18 protein-coding genes are annotated in these 18,069 nt (G+C 43.4%); 2 read left to right on the top strand and 16 right to left on the bottom strand.

Annotation, left to right across the window (positions count from 1 at the left end):
- The first annotated feature begins 102 nt into the window (after window positions 1-102).
- Window positions 103-1,323: an AraC family transcriptional regulator gene (locus tag BP97_RS0124855; protein WP_036746489.1), complete on the top strand. Its 1,221-nt coding sequence runs from the start codon at window positions 103-105 to the stop codon at window positions 1,321-1,323.
- Between the two features lie 35 nt (window positions 1,324-1,358).
- Here BP97_RS0124855 and BP97_RS41465 read toward each other — a convergent pair whose 3' ends face one another.
- The 6 genes from BP97_RS41465 to BP97_RS0124830 all read right to left on the bottom strand — a co-directional run bounded on the left by BP97_RS41465 (window position 1,359) and on the right by BP97_RS0124830 (window position 6,702).
- Window positions 1,359-1,493, bottom strand: coding sequence for a hypothetical protein (locus BP97_RS41465; RefSeq protein ID WP_269321926.1), 135 nt, complete (start codon window positions 1,491-1,493; stop codon window positions 1,359-1,361).
- Between the two features lie 89 nt (window positions 1,494-1,582).
- Window positions 1,583-2,683 (bottom strand): GerAB/ArcD/ProY family transporter, encoded by a 1,101-nt coding sequence (locus BP97_RS0124850; protein WP_028551550.1) that lies wholly within the window; start codon window positions 2,681-2,683, stop codon window positions 1,583-1,585.
- 14 nt (window positions 2,684-2,697) lie between these two features.
- A complete protein-coding gene (locus BP97_RS37335; RefSeq protein ID WP_051620949.1) occupies window positions 2,698-2,931 on the bottom strand; it encodes a hypothetical protein in 234 nt (77 codons plus the stop codon).
- Window positions 2,932-2,941: 10 nt separating this feature from the next.
- Window positions 2,942-4,144, bottom strand: a complete 1,203-nt coding sequence (locus tag BP97_RS0124840; RefSeq protein WP_051620948.1) for a Ger(x)C family spore germination protein — start codon at window positions 4,142-4,144, stop codon at window positions 2,942-2,944.
- A 13-nt stretch (window positions 4,145-4,157) separates the two neighbouring features.
- On the bottom strand, window positions 4,158-5,657 hold the full coding sequence (locus BP97_RS0124835; RefSeq protein ID WP_051620947.1) for a spore germination protein: 1,500 nt from the start codon (window positions 5,655-5,657) through the stop codon (window positions 4,158-4,160).
- A gap of 121 nt (window positions 5,658-5,778) precedes the next feature.
- Window positions 5,779-6,702, bottom strand: coding sequence for a phosphotransferase family protein (locus BP97_RS0124830; RefSeq protein ID WP_028551547.1), 924 nt, complete (start codon window positions 6,700-6,702; stop codon window positions 5,779-5,781).
- 397 nt (window positions 6,703-7,099) lie between these two features.
- On the opposite strand from BP97_RS0124830, the gene BP97_RS0124825 reads away from it, so the two are divergent.
- Window positions 7,100-7,930: an AraC family transcriptional regulator gene (locus BP97_RS0124825; RefSeq protein ID WP_028551546.1), complete on the top strand. Its 831-nt coding sequence runs from the start codon at window positions 7,100-7,102 to the stop codon at window positions 7,928-7,930.
- 91 nt (window positions 7,931-8,021) lie between these two features.
- Here the strand turns inward: BP97_RS0124825 and BP97_RS39085 are convergent, their stop codons facing one another.
- The 10 genes from BP97_RS39085 to BP97_RS0124770 all read right to left on the bottom strand — a co-directional run bounded on the left by BP97_RS39085 (window position 8,022) and on the right by BP97_RS0124770 (window position 18,065).
- Window positions 8,022-9,644: a discoidin domain-containing protein gene (locus tag BP97_RS39085; RefSeq protein WP_081824345.1), complete on the bottom strand. Its 1,623-nt coding sequence runs from the start codon at window positions 9,642-9,644 to the stop codon at window positions 8,022-8,024.
- Between the two features lie 128 nt (window positions 9,645-9,772).
- On the bottom strand, window positions 9,773-10,399 hold the full coding sequence (locus BP97_RS0124810) for a hypothetical protein (protein WP_028551544.1): 627 nt from the start codon (window positions 10,397-10,399) through the stop codon (window positions 9,773-9,775).
- 227 nt (window positions 10,400-10,626) lie between these two features.
- A complete protein-coding gene (locus BP97_RS0124805; protein WP_028551543.1) occupies window positions 10,627-11,835 on the bottom strand; it encodes an MFS transporter in 1,209 nt (402 codons plus the stop codon).
- A 178-nt stretch (window positions 11,836-12,013) separates the two neighbouring features.
- The gene (locus BP97_RS0124800; RefSeq protein ID WP_028551542.1) at window positions 12,014-12,409 is read right to left on the bottom strand and encodes a sensor histidine kinase; all 396 of its coding nucleotides are present in this window, start codon (window positions 12,407-12,409) and stop codon (window positions 12,014-12,016) included.
- A 248-nt stretch (window positions 12,410-12,657) separates the two neighbouring features.
- Window positions 12,658-13,059 carry a hypothetical protein gene (locus BP97_RS0124795; RefSeq protein ID WP_028551541.1) on the bottom strand — a complete coding sequence of 134 codons (402 nt, stop codon included), beginning with the start codon at window positions 13,057-13,059 and terminating at the stop codon, window positions 12,658-12,660.
- A 119-nt stretch (window positions 13,060-13,178) separates the two neighbouring features.
- Entirely contained in the window at window positions 13,179-14,021 is an 843-nt protein-coding gene (locus BP97_RS0124790; RefSeq protein WP_036746486.1) for a sulfurtransferase, read from the bottom strand.
- Between the two features lie 27 nt (window positions 14,022-14,048).
- Window positions 14,049-14,822, bottom strand: a complete 774-nt coding sequence (locus BP97_RS0124785; protein ID WP_028551539.1) for an ABC transporter ATP-binding protein — start codon at window positions 14,820-14,822, stop codon at window positions 14,049-14,051.
- Window positions 14,823-14,842: 20 nt separating this feature from the next.
- Window positions 14,843-15,850 carry an ABC transporter substrate-binding protein gene (locus BP97_RS0124780; protein WP_028551538.1) on the bottom strand — a complete coding sequence of 336 codons (1,008 nt, stop codon included), beginning with the start codon at window positions 15,848-15,850 and terminating at the stop codon, window positions 14,843-14,845.
- 35 nt (window positions 15,851-15,885) lie between these two features.
- Window positions 15,886-16,665, bottom strand: a complete 780-nt coding sequence (locus tag BP97_RS0124775) for an ABC transporter permease (RefSeq protein WP_028551537.1) — start codon at window positions 16,663-16,665, stop codon at window positions 15,886-15,888.
- Between the two features lie 35 nt (window positions 16,666-16,700).
- The gene (locus BP97_RS0124770) at window positions 16,701-18,065 is read right to left on the bottom strand and encodes an LLM class flavin-dependent oxidoreductase (RefSeq protein ID WP_028551536.1); all 1,365 of its coding nucleotides are present in this window, start codon (window positions 18,063-18,065) and stop codon (window positions 16,701-16,703) included.
- Window positions 18,066-18,069 lie beyond the last annotated feature (4 nt).

Genomic DNA, 18,069 nt, shown 5'->3' with positions numbered 1-18,069 from the left:
TTTTTTGTCGCTGTAAGACATATTATACTTATTACAAATAGGTGAAGTTAGGATTATAATTGCATTATAGGGACTTAATTAACATTTAAAAAGGTGATCAAGATGACTTTCCAACTTCAATTAACCGTTGCCAGCCTGACCCTTTATCAATTAACTGACATCAACACAATTATATTGAATGGCAATGGCTCTCCTTTTCTTGTTCATGAACGAGATCCGTTTCCAGAATATATGCTTGAACTTCAACAAAGACATTTTCAATACTTGATGGCAGAAACAAAGCACTCCCCGGAGGAATGCTGCATGTTCACCGATGAATTAGGCCTATCTTATTTAGGCAAAATCCTGCTTTTCGAAGAACAGGACACGAAAATCATCATCGTTGGGCCATTCTTGAACCAAGTTCCAGACATGAGCCGCGTTGACCATAAATTCAAGATCGATACACAGAAGCAAATCGAATTAGAGACCTTTTACCGTACTTTAAAATTGCTAAGCTCATCCAGAATTCAAAGTATGGCGAATCTTTTGGATCAAGTAAGCACCATACGCCAAACCTCTCTTCGCGTTTTAAACTCGGAGTACAATGCAACCGTCAAAGCACACCAAGCGGATATTGAGCTTATGCTTCAACAACCGGATGATTCCTATATTGAGTTAATCGAGCTGCGTTATAAGATCGAAAAGGAAATGACGCGAGCAGTTGAGAAAGGCGATAAAGCAAATCTGCAGCGCATCCTCAAGCAGGTTAAGAATTTGTTCGATTTCTCCGAAAGGTTCCCTAATCAACCGGTCCGGGCCTTAAAGAATGTGCTCATCGTATTAAATACGCTGCTGAGGGGCGCCGCAGAACGTGGAAAAGTACAGCCGCTTTTCTTGCACCGTATTTCAGAGAAATTCTCCAAACAAATCGAGCGCTCGGACACTATTGACTCACTTATTAAGCTGATGGGCGTCATGCATGAGGAATATTGTGATTTGGTACGAAACCGGGCTATTTCCGGCTATTCCCCATCCATACAAAAAGCGGTTGAACATATTGTAAGCCACTTTAATCAATCGTTAGATGTGAACCATATTGCCGATTTATGCGGGCTTCACCCGGCACATCTTTCAAGACGGTTCAAAAAAGAAACGGGTATGACTCTTACAGAATTTCAACAAAAACAAAGGATGGAGGAAGCCAAAATTCTATTAAAATCCGAACGAGCTTCCATCGGTTGGATTTCGGGGTATGTCGGATACGAGGATTCAGGCTACTTTACACGTGTTTTCAAAAAGCTCGAGGGTATGAGTCCATCGCAGTATAGGGATCCAAAGTGAAAAAAAGCGTCCCCTGAAGGACGCTTTTTTAAAGCTCATCGATAATATCGCCAGCGATGATCGACAGCTCCGTCTGGCTCAACGGTCACGGTTCGAGCGCCTTTCATTACAAGAATGACGCCATGTCGCATCGCAAAGTCTCTCGCTAATTCAATACGATCACGCTGCACATCCTGTCCGCATCTCTTGATTCGTTACTGCATACATCGGCCTTATTCCCCTCCTGGTCGGAGGTGCAGCCTTTGATGTAAAGCCTAGTTTAAGGTCTATTCATCTTAATGCGTTTTCGAGTAACCGACGACACAATTAGCAGCATTACGGGAAGGAACAATGTAAAAATAAGGGCAAATGGCCCCCAATTTTTCGATAAATAATCATTTATAAAGATGGTATTCGGATAACACATAATGGACAGGACGATCATGCCCAAGGCTAATGGAGCAATGAGAGGCTTTTCATCTTTAATATTCAATATTTGAACTAATCCTATCAGTGAAGCGTGAAACGTTAACACGATTTTAACAAAAATCGATAAAACCCAAATGGAGATCAAAATCCCTTCTACCCTTTCAAGAAAATGGCCAATGCTAATATTTTTAGCAAGCGTATAAGCAGGAAATAGTTGATTCGTTGTCAGTGTCACTCCAAGTACCGCAATGCTTCCAAGCGTTGTAACAAGAAGAATAGCTCCGCCAATCATAATACCCGTAATAAATCCATTCAAACGACCTTTCATAATGTTAACAAACGGATAAAACATTAACATGACAACCAGCTCCTGTAAGCCAGAGAACGTAAATGCACCTTGTAGAATTGGCTTCATACCGAATTCCATCATAGGAAAGAAATGCCTAACGTTAAATTTGGGTATCAATGGAAACACAAGAAGCATGAACAAAAGAATCATCCAGGGGAAAAAAAACTCGGCTGCACGCGTATACACTACAAAGCCGGACCAAACTGCCATGACAACAACCAATGTAAACAGCATTTGTACAACCTCTAAGGGTGTTTCCTGCATAATCTGCGATGTTAGGAAATAGCCTAAATCCCCGATCATTAACGAGGCCAGTAAATAAAAAAACAACACGAAGGCCATAGCTATGATCTTACCTATCCACTTCCCAAGCACGGTTTCACAAAATTGGACTAATGTCTGATTTTCCTGACGTTTACCTAGCGCGATATATAACAGACAGAGTAATAAATTAATACCGATACCTGTGAAACAAGCGATCCAGGCATCTTGTTTCGCTTCATGGGCAAGAGCTGAGGGAGTAATAAGAATGGATGTACCAATCATAAAAAAAGTAACTAGTATCGCAAACGAACGATTGGTTATACTCCCTTGGTTCAGCATCGTCAAGTCTCCTTTCATCGAAATAGGGAATAAACCGCCTTTGGATACGGACCTAATGCCATGGCAATCCAATCGAGCGGGTTCGGTAGGTGAGCTCCGATACTTTCTGCTAAACTTAGCGCGCTAACTACGATAGTAACCAGAGTCAGCAGGACAAGTTCCTTCTTCCTTCGTTCCTTCCACAATCTAGGGTATTCCTTAAGACAAGTCCATACTAAAGTCAAGACAATCCCTATTAAAAGCCACATGAGCTGCTCCTTATTCTTTGGTAATCATGTCTATTGGTTGCAAAATGGTTCCCATCCGACGAAGGATAGTGTTCACATGGACTCGTATTTTGACCGTTTTGAATACTTGCTTCCAATCCTTGATTTCATGCCAAACCTTAGGATGCTTTTGATGAAGCGTTTCGCCAAATCCGTATATATCCGTACCGTATTTTTTTTGGATTTTTTTGATGGACGTGGAGATTAATGCTTCCATTTGGCTGTCGGATTTTCTTTTCAATTCATTGACTATAGATGCATTTGAGAGATCTATCTTACATTCGGCATCGGCTATATCTTGTTCAAGTCTAATATTCACATCGAACTCGGGCTTTCCGTTATTAATGCTTGATTTGATGACCGCTTTAGAACGGATAACCTGCATCGTCAATAAGCCTTCCCCTCCTGGGCATGCAATATGGCCTGCCGATTGATGGACAGAATCGAGTACGTAATTTAGCGCCTTCGTGTCATTTTCATCCAACCATCCGACAAACCGGTCTTCATTAAATGCAGCCATACCGGCATATTTTAATAGTGCAGGAGGATTAACATATTGCCCAACGGATGTTTTGTCACCAGGCTTAAGACTACCGCTAATTTCAATCCCAGTCATAGTCGGAGATTTGCCGTTTGCTCCCAAATCCTGAAGTAAATTATTAAGATTCATGCTACCTGTTGACGCCCAGTAATTATCCGAAGTCTCAAGCTTCGTGTACATATTGTTAGATGGTATCGGATCCATCACAGTAAGTACCTGTAATATGTCTGCTGCTTTGGCTTCTCTTGCAATGACAAAATAAAAATCGGTTCGCATTTCCATATTTCGGGATAAATAATCGAGCGGTTTACTAATCCCTGCTTTAGCCACCTCTTCACCTATCACGACCATACGCAAATGCGCAAAGTATAAATGACGAGGAACTTTAACACTTATCCGAGTCAACGCTTCGGGGATAGTAGCTCCAACTTCTTCGTAGGTAATTACTGGACTTGCGTTTGTCGCTGGACCCTTTTTTACTGCGACCTGCCCTGGGTTCACCGTTTGAACAGTAACATTGTATTTGTCACCTATTCTATCGATACCCATCCCCACAGCAATGCTCATATCGTTAAGCTCATGACGACTCCAGCAGCCGCTTAACATCAAAGTGACTAGACACAGGCACAGACTTTTCACAATAACATGTCCCACGTCTGCTCCCTCCTCACTTACGCTTTTGCCGAACGAGATCTTTAGGCCGCAGCATCTTTGGTCTTGTAATAAAGTTCGGAAACGAAAATCGGAATAACGTGTCTTTTTGATCCGTGAGATGGAACGGAGCAAGCGGTGACATGTAAGGCACACCGAAAGACGTAACACCACACATATGAAGAACGATAGCTATAATCCCAAGGAAGATTCCATACAGTCCAAACGATGCGGCAAGCATCATCAGCATAAAGCGAATAATGCGAATCGTAATTCCTAAATTAAATGCAGGCAAAACAAAATTAGAGATAGCTGTAATAGACACGACAATAACCATGGCTGCACTTACCAACCCTGCTTCTACGGCTGCTTGTCCAATGACAAGAGTCCCTACAATAGAAATGGATTGCCCTACCGTTCTTGGCATGCGGACACTCGCTTCGCGCAAGATTTCGAATGTTACTTCCATCATTATTGCTTCGATAAACGCGGGAAATGGCACGCCTTCCCTCTGACTCGCCAAATTATAAAGGAGTGTTGTTGGAAGCATCTCCTGGTGAAATGTCGTAATTGCAATATAGAACGATGGCGTTAAGAGCGCCAATCCAAACGATAAGAATCTCAAGAGACGGATAAATGAGGAGAAATCTGCTGGCTGGTAATAATCCTCGCTGGACTGAAAAAACTGGGTAAATAATGCAGGAACCAACAAGGCGAACGGCGTTCCGTCCACTAAAATCGCTACCCTTCCCTCAAGAATACCCGCCGCTATGACATCGGGCCTCTCCGAATTAAAAAGTGTCGGAAAAGGAGTATAGCGTTTATCTTTAATTTGCTCTTCTATGTAATTGCTTTCCAGTATGGCATCAATATCAATAGCCGACAGACGGTTACGTACTTCCTTCAGCACCGTCTCATTAACAATATTTTTAATATAAACTACGGTGACGTCCGTTTTCGTTACCGTTCCTACGCTCGTTGTTTCCATCCACAGATTACGGTCTTTGATTTTACGGCGCAGCATAGCGGTGTTCCAGCGTAATACTTCGGTAAAGCCTTCCCGCGGTCCACGTACGACAGACTGAACGTTAGGTTCTTCGACAGAACGTGCCGTAAGTTCCTTAGTACCAATGGCCAACCCCCTATTACATCCCTCAAGCATCAAAATGCTATGCCCAGAGAGCAGTGCCTCATAGAGCTCGTTCCATTGCACAATATCCTTAACTGTACCAGCCGTAATAACTGTTTTTTTGAAATACTCCAATAACGTTTGTGAATCATACGCTGTGGGTACATTGTTATCGCAGCTTGCAAGTAGAGATTCCATCATGGAATTCAGATTGGACAGCCCTTCCACGTATACGACAGCCCCATGAATGGTTCGATTCGAGTTAAGACTAATCTTCATGTCTCGAACAGCCACATCGTCACTATTCCCAAGCTCCTGCTTTAGCTGCCTTAAGTTGTCCTCCAGCCATGGGCTGATCTCCCCCGTTATCTCCTCCTTCTCTGCCATGATGCCCTCCTGCAATAAAAATCGAATATTCTTATAGGTAGTTTCTTTCTTAAATCCATATTTATGCATAATTGGAATGAAAATAATTAAAGGACACCTTTGAGGGTGTCCCAGATTATCGTTATATTTTCAATTGGCGATACATTAATTCTTTTACTTCAAAAATATCAGTCAATTGGACAATCGGTAAGCCAGATAGCTTTTCATACGTTGTCTTTACGAAATCCCCACCAAAATCATGGATTAACATGACCATAAAAGCTTTATCAATAAAGTCCGTATAATCCATACCTTGGATAAACTCATGAATAAGTTCCTTATCATAATTGAACAAATCAAATAATATCGGCGGATATTCATACTCAGCAGGTGCGATAGTGCTATCGGCGAAGTCGATGATATACATCTCACCGTGACTATCTATGATAATATTATCGGCTGTAAGATCGCCATGAACATAAACGTAATCTGCCCACTCATACTGATTGATTAATTCTGCGACTTGCAGCCTGACTTTATCTGGAAACCGATTCCATCTAGGATTCTGAATAGCTCTTTCTTTAATGAGAGCTTCATCTGCTTTTTCGACTGGCTTAAGATTCATCTTCTGTAAATGGCGTTTAAGCTTACGAATGAACTTCTGTTTTTGCTCCCAAGTGGCTTCTTTAAGCACAGCTCCAGCAGCCTGACCTTCAATGTGCTCCATGATTAAATATTTGAATTCATACTTGTCTTGTATCCTTGATGAGGCAATGAGCTGAGGGGCACGAATTCCTGATTGGATCGCCCTTTGCATCGAACGGAGCTCAGCGTTATAATCATCATCTGGATTGGCACCTGACTCTTTAGGCGCAAAAATTTTAATAACATAATTCCCCGCTTTGAAGACTGCATTGGTTCCAGGCGTTAAGCGGGAAGTATCTTCATATCCAGTAAGCTTCTCCTTCTTGAATATGGCTTCGATTAGCGGTTGAAAATCCTCTAAGGACTGATATACGGTACCCCAGGATTTCCAATCATAAATATCTTTTTGAAATAAATGCATCCTTCTTCTCCTTTGGTTTATAAAATATCCCAAAAAACAAAAACAGTTGGCTTCGGGAAAACCGTAACCAACCGTTCTTCCTTCTTTCTATATCTTACCACTATTACTTACTAGAATCCGGATAAACACGGGGCTTTGGCAGGCACATAAATATACTTAGCATCTCCTCGGTTTAACTGGACTCGATTAACTGTAGCAAATACCCAATCTGAAGGGTCAGTGTTCGCTGGCACTGGAGCAATGGCATTCGTTAAACCGTGTACGACCACCTCCGTTGTCCCAAATTCTATAAATTGAACTATATTTATATAATATGATGACATAAACCCTCTATTAATCTAAAAATTTTGATGATAATATAACAATATTGATATCAACATGAAAAGGGGGTTTTTATATGAGAAACGTCTATTGGAATATGCTGACCGAAATCGATTTAAATCTGCCCCTTTATGTTGCGTCGACCGGTCAATGGGTAAGCCAACCAGAACTTATTCGCAAGGATGGCTACAAAAGATTCCAGTGGTTGCAGTGTATTCATGGACAAGGGGTTTTGGAGATTTGTGGTAAAACGATAACCGTGTCAAAAGGACAAGGTATGCTGCTATTTCCAGAGGTTCCCCATGCATATTGGCCGGTAATTGAACCATGGACATTACAATGGGTTGATTTTGATGGAAAATGGGTCAACGAAATATTGCGATCCTTTAACTTTTATGAGTCCACTGTGCTATACATGCTGCATCTTGAACCCTTTCTAGCCCGATTTAATGAAATGAACACCATTGTGAGCATGAAAAAAAACAAGGCGAGCTTCGACAGTTCACATCATCTCTATGGCCTCTTCTTAGATTTGTTTCAATACACTTCCAGCTCTGAGAATCGTTCCAATCATGAGCAATTTGAACAGCTGAAACCTGCACTCCAGTATATCGAGCAGCACTTTACGAACCCGATTTCTTTACAGGATCTTGCAGATCAATTATCGGTGACAACGCATTATACCTGTGTATTGTTTCAACAAACCTTAGGTACGAGACCCGTTGAATATATAAATCGCTATCGAATCAGGAAGGCGAAAGAACTTTTGCTGCAGGAGGAATTTTTAGAGGTGAAGACTATTTCTGAGAAGGTCGGATTCGGCAACCCGAGTTATTTTATTAATACTTTTAAAAAGAATGAGGGGCTTACGCCTAGGGATTTCAGGAGGCTTCATCAGTTAAAGTGATGCTGCAGGGATTGTACTGTACCGCAAGGTTTGTCTTAGGTATAAAAAAGAGGTCGGAGGCATCAATTGCCCCCGACCTCTTCATGTACGTTTATTTGTTATAAACTTCCATCTCGTTGATCGTAGGTTCACTGCTTGCCGATGAGATATATATACGTAAATACCTGGATGTAATGGGAGTGAAATTTATAGTTTTGCTGGCACCTATTGAAGTTCCGACAGTTCCGGTGATATCAGTATAGTTGGTACCATCACTGGAAGACTGTAGCTTGTAAGATGTAACTCTCTGATAAGTGGTTTCTTTAATCAGTGCTTGATTGAAAGTCGTAGGTGTACCGAAATCTACACTTATCCATTGATTATTCAGACTATCTCTGGAGGCAGACCATCTTGTTGCATCATTCACGTCAAACGCTAATGCTGCCGCATAAGATGCGCTCCATGTCGTGGAGGCGTTAAATGTCTTGCCAATGACAAGATTCGTCGCAGCCCCCGTATTATAAACTTCAATCTCATCAACCGTCGGTACGGCACTGGCCGTACTGACATACAGCCGCAAATATCTGCTGTTTACACTAGAGAAATCGATGGTTTTATTAGCTCCTATTGTCGTCCCCGTTGTGCCAGCAATATCCGTAAAGTTAGTCCCATCGTCCGAAGATTGCAGCTTATAGGAAGTCACTCTTTGGAACGAAATTTCTTTAACCACCGCCTGATTGTAAGTTGTAGATGAGCCAAAATCAACGGTAATCCATTGATCATTCAATGAACCGCTTGATGCGGACCAGCGGGTTCCCGTATTTCCGTCAAACGCTTTATCGGCACTGTATGATGAGCTCCAGGTAGTCGATGCAGAATAGGTTTTACCTGAAGCAAGATTGGTTGTAGGACTCGCTGCCTGAGTCGTTGCACTTGCTGAATTGCTTGCTCCCGATACGTTTCCAGCCGAATCCTTCGCTTTTACGGTGTAGCTGTAAGCGGTAGAAGGACTAAGTCCCTTATCCATGTAAGAAGTCGTTACAGAGGAGCCTACTTTACTAGTTCCACGATAAATTTCATACTCCGTTACGCTTACGTTATCCGTAGCTGCTGACCAGTTTAGATTAATTTGACTGCTTGATGCTGCTGCTGCGGTCAAGTTCGTCGGTGCCGTTGGAGCTTGCGTATCACTATGGTTATAACGATAGTTCTTCGCCCACATAAATCTGGAGAACGTATCCATACTCGTCGTCGTTTTATTGGGCAGATCCGCATTGGCCAGTGCATAATACATATCCGGACGGAGAGCTGTCAAGAATAAGTTTCCACTCCGTGCGTACGTCGTTGGAGCACCGTGTCCTGTTCCATCGGTGCCGTCTACACGACCCGAGAAGGAATTAGGACCCTTCATCATAACATCAGCGTACATATTGGCAAAAGGCTTCATCATCGCGGCAGTGATTCCATAGCGCCCACTCAAATAAGCTCGATAAAATCCAGCTACGTCCAGACTCGCATGATTGGAGTCTTCTCCACCAAGCAGAGTCGGGTTATATCCCCAGTTATATGCCGTATTACCGGCTGAATCCACGTAGGTTTGCTTGGCGGAATCATCATTAAAGAACCAGTTCAGGCTCGTTTGAACGATATTGTCGTACATGGCTACAAGTGTAGGATTATCGCCCAATATCTCATGTGCAGCCGCAAGATTTTGGAATCCGTAAGTAATCATCATCTGTTGGTTCCATGGAAATACGCCGCCGCTCAAATAGGGGGATTGCGTAGAGAAGTAGAGCTTAATTCCTTTGGATAAATCGAGTAATGACGGGAACAGGAATTGATTCGTTACATATTCCGCCTCAGTTACGAAGGTTTGAGCGCGCTGTTTATACGTTGCCCCATGGGAATAAGCTCTCCGTTAGGTACTGTTGTATTCCAGATCGACGGGGTTTGGAGAATCAGCTTGGCGCAGTATGCAAGATGGCCTACGGAATCGCCATTCGCCGAATCTGCGGACGCTGGATCTGTCGTGTTACCTGGCCATACAGGAGCTATCGTATTGGTCCAGGCAGTACGCTGGCCGTTAGGGGCTGCAAGGATATCATTACGTTGGGATAGGAGAACGTCGCAGAAATAGATCATTCGGTCGAGGATTGCCGTATCCTGTGTGAGCTCATACATGAGCCCCATAGCCTTAATGGCTTCGCCGCTTTTTCCTTGAGCATATTCGCTCTGCATTGAACCAGTATTAGGCCACACAACAGGCTGAAGCGTTTGAATGTACGTTTTGAAGGAATTAATTTCATTCTGTGTGATTGGACCGTCAAAGCTATCTATAACCATTGGCCCTGCCGCATGAATTGGAGGGGCTGGAAGTATTCCGAAGGATGCAATAACGAAGCCAATTCCTAAAAGAAATGCTTTCTTCGCTGCAGCAGGACGTTGATTAAATACTTGGAGACGCTTGCCTGAAATCAGAGCTCCAAGCAAGAAAAGAACAATAACGTTACCAGCCCCCCTGCCTCAAGTTCATCTTATTATCAAAAACCCGCTTCTTCAATCAAATAATATTGATAATAATATAACAATATTGATATTTTCCCTATCCTGAAGTTTGCATGTCTCAAATGTAATTGAGAAACAAACACCATTAGCAAAAGCAAAAAAGGGGGCTGTCAGATCGACAACTCCCTTTCAGCTATGAGTTTCGCACGATCTCAACTCGATACGCTCGCGCTTTGTTTCTTATAATACGCACTCTTTTTCCCTATCCGTTTCGCTGCTACAATACTGCTCAATATCAGCACTAACGCTCCGAACAAATACGGCAAGTTCATATGGAAATCAAATAATATCCCCGCAAGTCCCGGGCCGAATATATTGCCAAGGCTCATATAAGCATTATTCAAACCAGCTACAAACCCCTGCTCATCTCCCGCTTCTTTGGACAGCAGCGTATTAATCGTAGGACGTAAAATATTATTGAAAGTAAAGAAAAGCATCGTCAAGATCATAACATAAATGAAATTACCGGATAATAACAAGCAAACTAACGATACAGCGCATAGGAGCATCATCAAGCTGATGACCTTCTTCTCCCCTAACCATCGTGTCAGCTTACCAGTCAATACGAGCTGGTTAAATGTTGCAATTAAAGAACACACGGTGAGCAGTATAGCAATATCACGAGTTGTGAATCCATAGCTCTGCACTACAAACAGTGGGAAGATCGCTTCAAATTGCATAAGTCCAAAAGTAAGGGCGAATACCATAAGAAGCAGGACAAAGTAAGGAGATTTAATCGATAGTGCAAGCTGACGGAGCACATTCTCCTTTTTCACTTTGGATTCTCTTTGTTTCATCTGCTGCTCGACTGTTAGAGATTCCGGCAAAAACTTCAAGCTGCACAGCATCGCCAAAAGTCCGATGCCAACGGATGCATAAAAAGGTGTTCTTAGACCGAATTCTGCAAGCAAGCCACCTGCACCTGGTCCGATAATAAAGCCAGAAGTCATCGAAGTGCCAAGTAGGGACATCGCTTTACCTCGCTGTTCATTCGTCGTTATATCCGCTACATAAGCCATAATAGACGGAACCAAGGCGGCTGAGCCTATTCCACCAATCAAACGAGATACGAAGAGTAAAGATAGGTCGCTGGCAACGGCTGCGATAAGATTGGATAAAGCAAATAAGAAAAGCCCGACGATTATCATTGGTTTACGACCATATTTATCAGATAAATTACCCGCAATCGGTGAAAAGATGAACTGTGTCAGTCCAAAGCAGGATACCAAATATCCGGCTGCTTGTCCCCCTGCTCCAAATTCCCGTAGCAGCTCCGGTAAGATGGGAATAACAAGACCTGTGCTAAGCATTGCAAGAAACATATTTAATAACAGTAATGGAAACGATGATTTAGAAAGCATTCAGATTCTCCTCTTTATGATAGAACAACATATGAGCTTGAATTCAACAATTGGGCTCATAGACGCTATTAGTCAGCAAGAAGTATTCTATCATGCAATCAGCAATAAGAAAAATATTAAAAAAATAAGTTACACAAAGGTTTATTGAATAGCAGTGTCGTAAAACTACAAAAAGGACTCAATCATGGAGTCCTTCATTTATCTTGGATAGTCGTAAAGTAAAAACAGTGGCCTCTCGAGATGTTTCATACAGTTCTATGGTTCCATTCATCTTTTCCATGAGCAGTCTCGCTATAGATAGACCTAAACCCGTTCCTCGCTCTCCGCTTCGCGATTCATCTACTCTCACGAACGGATTGAAGATCGTACGTCTCAAATGTTCGGGTATCCCTATTCCAGTATCGGCAATATCAATAAGAATATGATCTTCCCGCTCCTTCAATTCTACTCTTAGCCTTGTACCTGGAGGATTATATTTCAGCGTATTTGCTAATAGATTCAGGATCACGCGGTTCAATGCCTCAGCTTCAAACCAAGCGTAAAGACTGCGCTCCGGAATTTCCGTTATAAACACGAATTTTTTCTACGATATTTGGAATAAACTCCTTGACCGTTTAAATAATTAACGGATCTTGTGTTACTGGAACTGCCCCAACTGATGAAGAATACTAACGGCTTTCCTCTGATCGGTTACCTCGAAATTCACTCTTACCTATCTGAACACAACCTAAATCGAATCTTAAGATTACCTTAAGCTAAAGATTGGCAATAAAAAAATCCCCCACTTCTAATGGAGGATTTTCAAATTCATATCGTTGTCTATTAAAATGCTTCATCAACAATTTCTTGACTGACCAGCGCTATTCCCCGATAGGAATAACATAATACGGGTACACCTCGTTGGATTGCAATGTCGTTCGACTCACATTCTTCCCGAAAAGAAAGTATTTCGTCAGCTGAATAATTCATGATGCTAGTCCCGTTTCCTATTGAGATACATAGGAGGTACAACCCCAAATGACTAGATTCACACTCCATAACGAAATGGTCAGAATGGCTTCTTCCATCGTCTGCGAAAATACGAATACGAGCTTGATTCTTGATTAAATCGTGAGCTTGCAATAGTTGTTGTGCTTCCGCCGACACTAATGCCCCTGCCATAATGCTTGCTATACCATCTATGGCTAGCCGTTCAGCGTCCTCATAGCTATTGAATTTATTCATAATTCTATAATCTCCTACTTTGAAAATATAACGACTACCTTATATCATACTTCATCGCTTATTTTCAATCAATCGAACCCACGCCGATAGCTCATTTCCGATTTGTTGGGAATGACTTCTTAATCCCCCGTCGCAATCGGATTGTCCTTATAACTAATCCAATCGGACCAGCTGCCCGGATACAACCGAACGTTTTTGAATCCAGCCTCTTTCAAAGCTAACACATTCGGTGTTGCTGAAATACCCGAACCGCAATAGACGATAAGTTCTTCATCCTTCGACAGCTTGTCGAATTGCTTCTCCAGATCCTGCAAAGATTTCCATGTGCCTTTCGCTTCAAGGCCATCCTTCCAGAAATAGTTCAAAGCACTTGGGATATGTCCGGCTACGGGGTCAAATGGTGCATCTAATCCCAAATATTGATTCCTATCGCGGGAATCGATCAGCTTGGCGTCCTTCTTTCCGTTCACAACAGCCTTGACTGTTGAGACATCCACAACCCAATCCTCATGTACTGCTGGAATAAATTCGCGTGCAGCAGGCTGAGGCTTATCGACTGATACCGGAAGACCGGCCTCAGTCCAAGCTTGGTAACCACCATCTAATACACGTGTATCCTCGACCCCGATGTATCGGAGCAACCACCACAGCCGGGAAGCTGCAGGTCCATTCACGTCCTCATAAACAATCACAGTGGTGGTTCGATCGATTCCAAGCTCTCCAAAACGCTTCGCAAGCCGTTCGGCTGACGGTAGCGGACTTCGTCCCCCATGCTCACCAGCAGGATCGCTCAACTCGGCTTTAAAGTCAACAAACACGGCGCCAGGAAGATGTCCTGCATCATAAGCCTGTCTTCCATATAACGCTTCTTTAGGGTTAAAGCGTACATCGGCTATAACAATATTTCCTTCTTTAATGCGAGACTGTAACCATTCTATTCCTATGATGGATGAGTTTGACATGAGATACGTACTCCCTTCAATTTGAGCTTAAATTACAAATTCCAGATCCTCTTGCGTTTTCACTTGATGTATCGCTGCATAGATATCATTTTGGACCTTAAGCAGCTGTATATCATCACGTTTACGTGGCCTCGGATAGGGAACGTCAAAGATTTTTTGAATTTTGCCTGGTCTTGGAGACAGAAGAACAACCCGATCACCCAAGAACACAGCTTCAGAAACATCATGGGTCACGAAGCAGACCGTTTTTTTCTCACTCTCCCAGATATTCAGCAGATCGTCCTGGAGCTGCAGCCGGGTTAAATGATCAACAGCGCCGAACGGCTCATCCATCAGCAGTACTTCTGGGCTATTCGCTAGAGCACGGGCCAACCCAGCCCTTTGCTTCATTCCGCCGGACAGCTGATGAGGATACTTATTTTCAAATCCTTGTAATCCTACCATGTTCAAATATTTTTGAACTGCATCTTTTCTTTCCGATTTGGATACTTTACGGAGCTCCAAACCGATGCCAACATTCTGCGAAATGGTTCGCCAAGGATATAAAGAAGGGTCCTGGAAAACGACTCCGCGCTCGATCCCCGGTCCTTGCAGCTTCTTCCCATCGAGCAGTACTTCCCCTGACGAAGGCAGCTGTAAGCCAGCCAATATTTCAAGCAAAGTACTTTTACCGCAGCCACTTGGACCAAGAATACTCAGAAATTCCCCGTCTTTTATTGTAAGATTTATATCCGATAAAGTTTGGGTAGGACTCGAGCCACCGTACATTTTAGACACCGCTTGAAGCGAAAACCCGGCCATAATCACACCTCGCTTTCTTCTTATTTCTTAGGGATGAACCGCAGATCCATGATTTTATCTACATCATAAATTTTGTCCTGCAGACCGAGGTCCAATTGAACCTGCTGCGTATCCTGAAGCGCCTTTTTATCTACGTCAGGATTGTTTTCCCACAATACTTTTTCACGCTCGAACGCTTTATCTACTGCGGCAGGATCTATCTTGATTTTGGATAAGAAATAAGTCTTGTACTCGTCAGGATGGCTTTTTGCATATTCTTGAGACTTGAAATAGGCTCTTAGCAACTTCTCGATTAATTCAGGCTTCTTTGCAATGACATCATTGCTGGAAGCCAGGACACCGGTATGGAATGTAGGTAGGTAATCCCAGCCATTGGCTAATATTTTTCCTTTTCCATTCACTTCAACCAAGGATGCAAAAGGCTCGTGGATGATCGTTGCATCAACTTGGCCTGAAGTAAGGCTTGCATAGGCCGCTTCATTCGCACCGTTAGCCAAATACGTAACATCCGTCTTGCTTAATCCATGCTTCTTAAGAATGACTTGGGTATAGACATCTAACCCGCTGCCGAAAGCGGCTGCGCCGACTTTTTTCCCTTTTAGCTCCTCGATGCTGTTAATGCCCGGACCAGCTACTAAATAGAATGGCCCTTTCGTACGGAACATAGAGGAAACGATTTTGATAGGTGCCCCCTTGCCTGCTGCAATGATCGCCGTTGTTGTCGCCACATCAGCAATATCAACGTCTTTGCTAGTCAAGCTTTCCACCGGATTTTGCGTTGTTACGAACTCTACATCCAGTCCTTCTTCCTTGAAAAATCCTTTTTCAGCACCAAAATTGACGGCCAACCCGCTAACGCCGTTGAATGCCGCATAGCGGACTTTCTGAAGCTTCTGTTCTCCTGAGGATGGAGCTGATGATGTTGTTTTTGATTCCTGTCCGCTTTTGGAGTTATTAGAGCAAGCAGCAAGCACCATTACCATTGCTAACGTTAAAACCCATACTCCCCGCCATGATTTTCTTCTCATTTTTTATCTCTCCCCTTATATCAATACAATCGGTTTTAGTAAGATTTCCACTTCAAAACTACTTTTTTCTCCAGCAAATCAATGAATGCAATAATTAGAACAGATACGATCGTAACCACAGTGATGATGGCAAACGCTTTGGCTGTATCGTAGGTGGAGGTTGCTTGCACAAGCAAGTTGCCGAGTCCGTCCTTAGATGCGATCATCTCACCGAACAACGCTCCCACCAAGCCTGTTGCAGCTGACACTCTTAATGATACGAAGATGGTCGAGGCTGCGGATGGAAGGATGACCTTCGTTATCGTCTGAAATTTTGTAGCTTCGAACACACGCGCCACCTTCAGATGGTTATCTGCAGTCTGCTTAATGCCGGTTATCGTATTGAACGCAATCGTAAAGAAGCAGAATAGAAACACGATAGCGACTTTATGCGACAATCCAATGCCAAGCCATAACATGAGTAATGGAATAATGGTAACCTTCGGCACTGCTAACAGAGCGGAAAGGAACGGTCGAAAGAACGATTCCGCCCTTGGGACTAACACGAGGAACAAGCCTGTTCCAATACCGGCCACAGCCGAAAGCACATATCCTGCCAGAAATTCACCAAGCGTTACGAACAAATGGTGAAAGATAGTGCCGTTCGTAAATAATCCTACTATTTCGTCGATAACCTGCGTCGGTTTGGATAAATACAAGGGGCCGACGATTTCCGCCCTTACGATGTACTCGATAAGACCAAGTCCAAGCAGTAAAAATAAGATCTGAGCGATAATGATCCGCCAGTTTTGCCAAGTGGATTTGCTGCTGCCCATACTCTCCCCCTCATTTCTGCTGTTGCGTCAGTGGCTTAGCCTTCCAGCACAACATCCTTCTTAGCAAAACGGTTCTCCGGTCGTTTCAAGCCGAAGTGTTCACGGAATGTGCTTCCTTCATATTCTGTACGGAACAAGCCGCGTCTTTGCAGTTCTGGAACGACGAGATCGATGAACAAATCCAAGCCTCCCGGCATGTAAGGCGAGCATAAATTGAACCCGTCAGCAGCTTCGCTGACGAACCAGCGTTCGATCTCATCGGCAATTTCCTCCGGACTTCCTACGATAAGCAAATGTCCTCTGACCACCGCAGCAAAGTAGTAAAACAGCTCGCGAACGGTAATATCTTCATGACCGGCAGCATTTTGCGCCAATCTGACCAGCTGCTCAGCTCCATTATCATTTAGTGTAGATATAGACAAATCTGGCAGCGTCCCGTCCAGCGGGTAACCGGTTAAGTCAATACCAATTCGGTTGGACAAAGCTTTTAGATCAAAATCAGTTACAATGAGCGAGCTAAGCTCACGATATTTGGCATGAGCTTCTTCCTTAGTCCTTCCAACCAAAGGTACTAGTCCCGGCATAATAGAAAGCTCATCTTTGGAACGCCCGTACTTAGCTAGCTTGTTCTTTACACTTGAATAGAACTTTCGTGCCTCGTCAATCAAGATTTGTCCTGTAAAGATGACATTGGAGAACTGCGCACCCAACTCTTGGCTTCGTTCTGAAGTACCGGCAGATAGGAGCGGAATTTGTCCTTGTGGCGGTCTGGCAACATTCAATGGTCCTGCAACGGAGAAATGATCGCCTTTGTGGTGAAGGGCATGGACTTTGCTTTCATCGACATAAACTCCGGTTTCTTTGTTTCTTACAAATGCATCGTCTTCCCATGTATCCCATAAATCCTTCACTAGCTGAACGAATTCATCTGCATAATCATATCGTTTCGTGTTGTCCCAATGCTTCTCCCGACTAAAATTCAATGCTGCCCTGACATCAGCTCCCGTTACTACGTTCCACGCGACACGACCACCGCTCAGGTGATCCAGCGACGCGGTTTGCCGAGCAATATGATAGGGCTCAGCATAAGTCGTATTCGCCGTTACGATCAAACCGATTTTCTCCGTTACTGCAGTCAAATGAGCAATCATGGTAAAAGGCTCCATCCGAACCATCTGAGACGGAAATTGATACTGCATATCAGCACTGGATGCTAACGCATCGCCAAGGAAGAAAAAGTCAAACTTAGCTTCCTCGAGTCGTTGAGCGACCCGCTGTAGAAATTTCGGGTCAAATGCTCCGTCCGTAACAGCTTCAGGCAAACGCCAGCCAGCCGGATGGTAGCCTGTTGAGAATAAAAATAAACCTAGATGCAGCTTGCGATTAGTTTGTTGAGTCATTTGG

This window comes from Paenibacillus sp. UNC451MF (assembly GCF_000686845.1).
GTDB lineage: Bacteria > Bacillota > Bacilli > Paenibacillales > NBRC-103111 > Paenibacillus_S.
The sequence above is the reverse complement of the archived record's forward strand: the minus strand, read 5'-3'. Positions and strand labels throughout refer to the sequence as shown.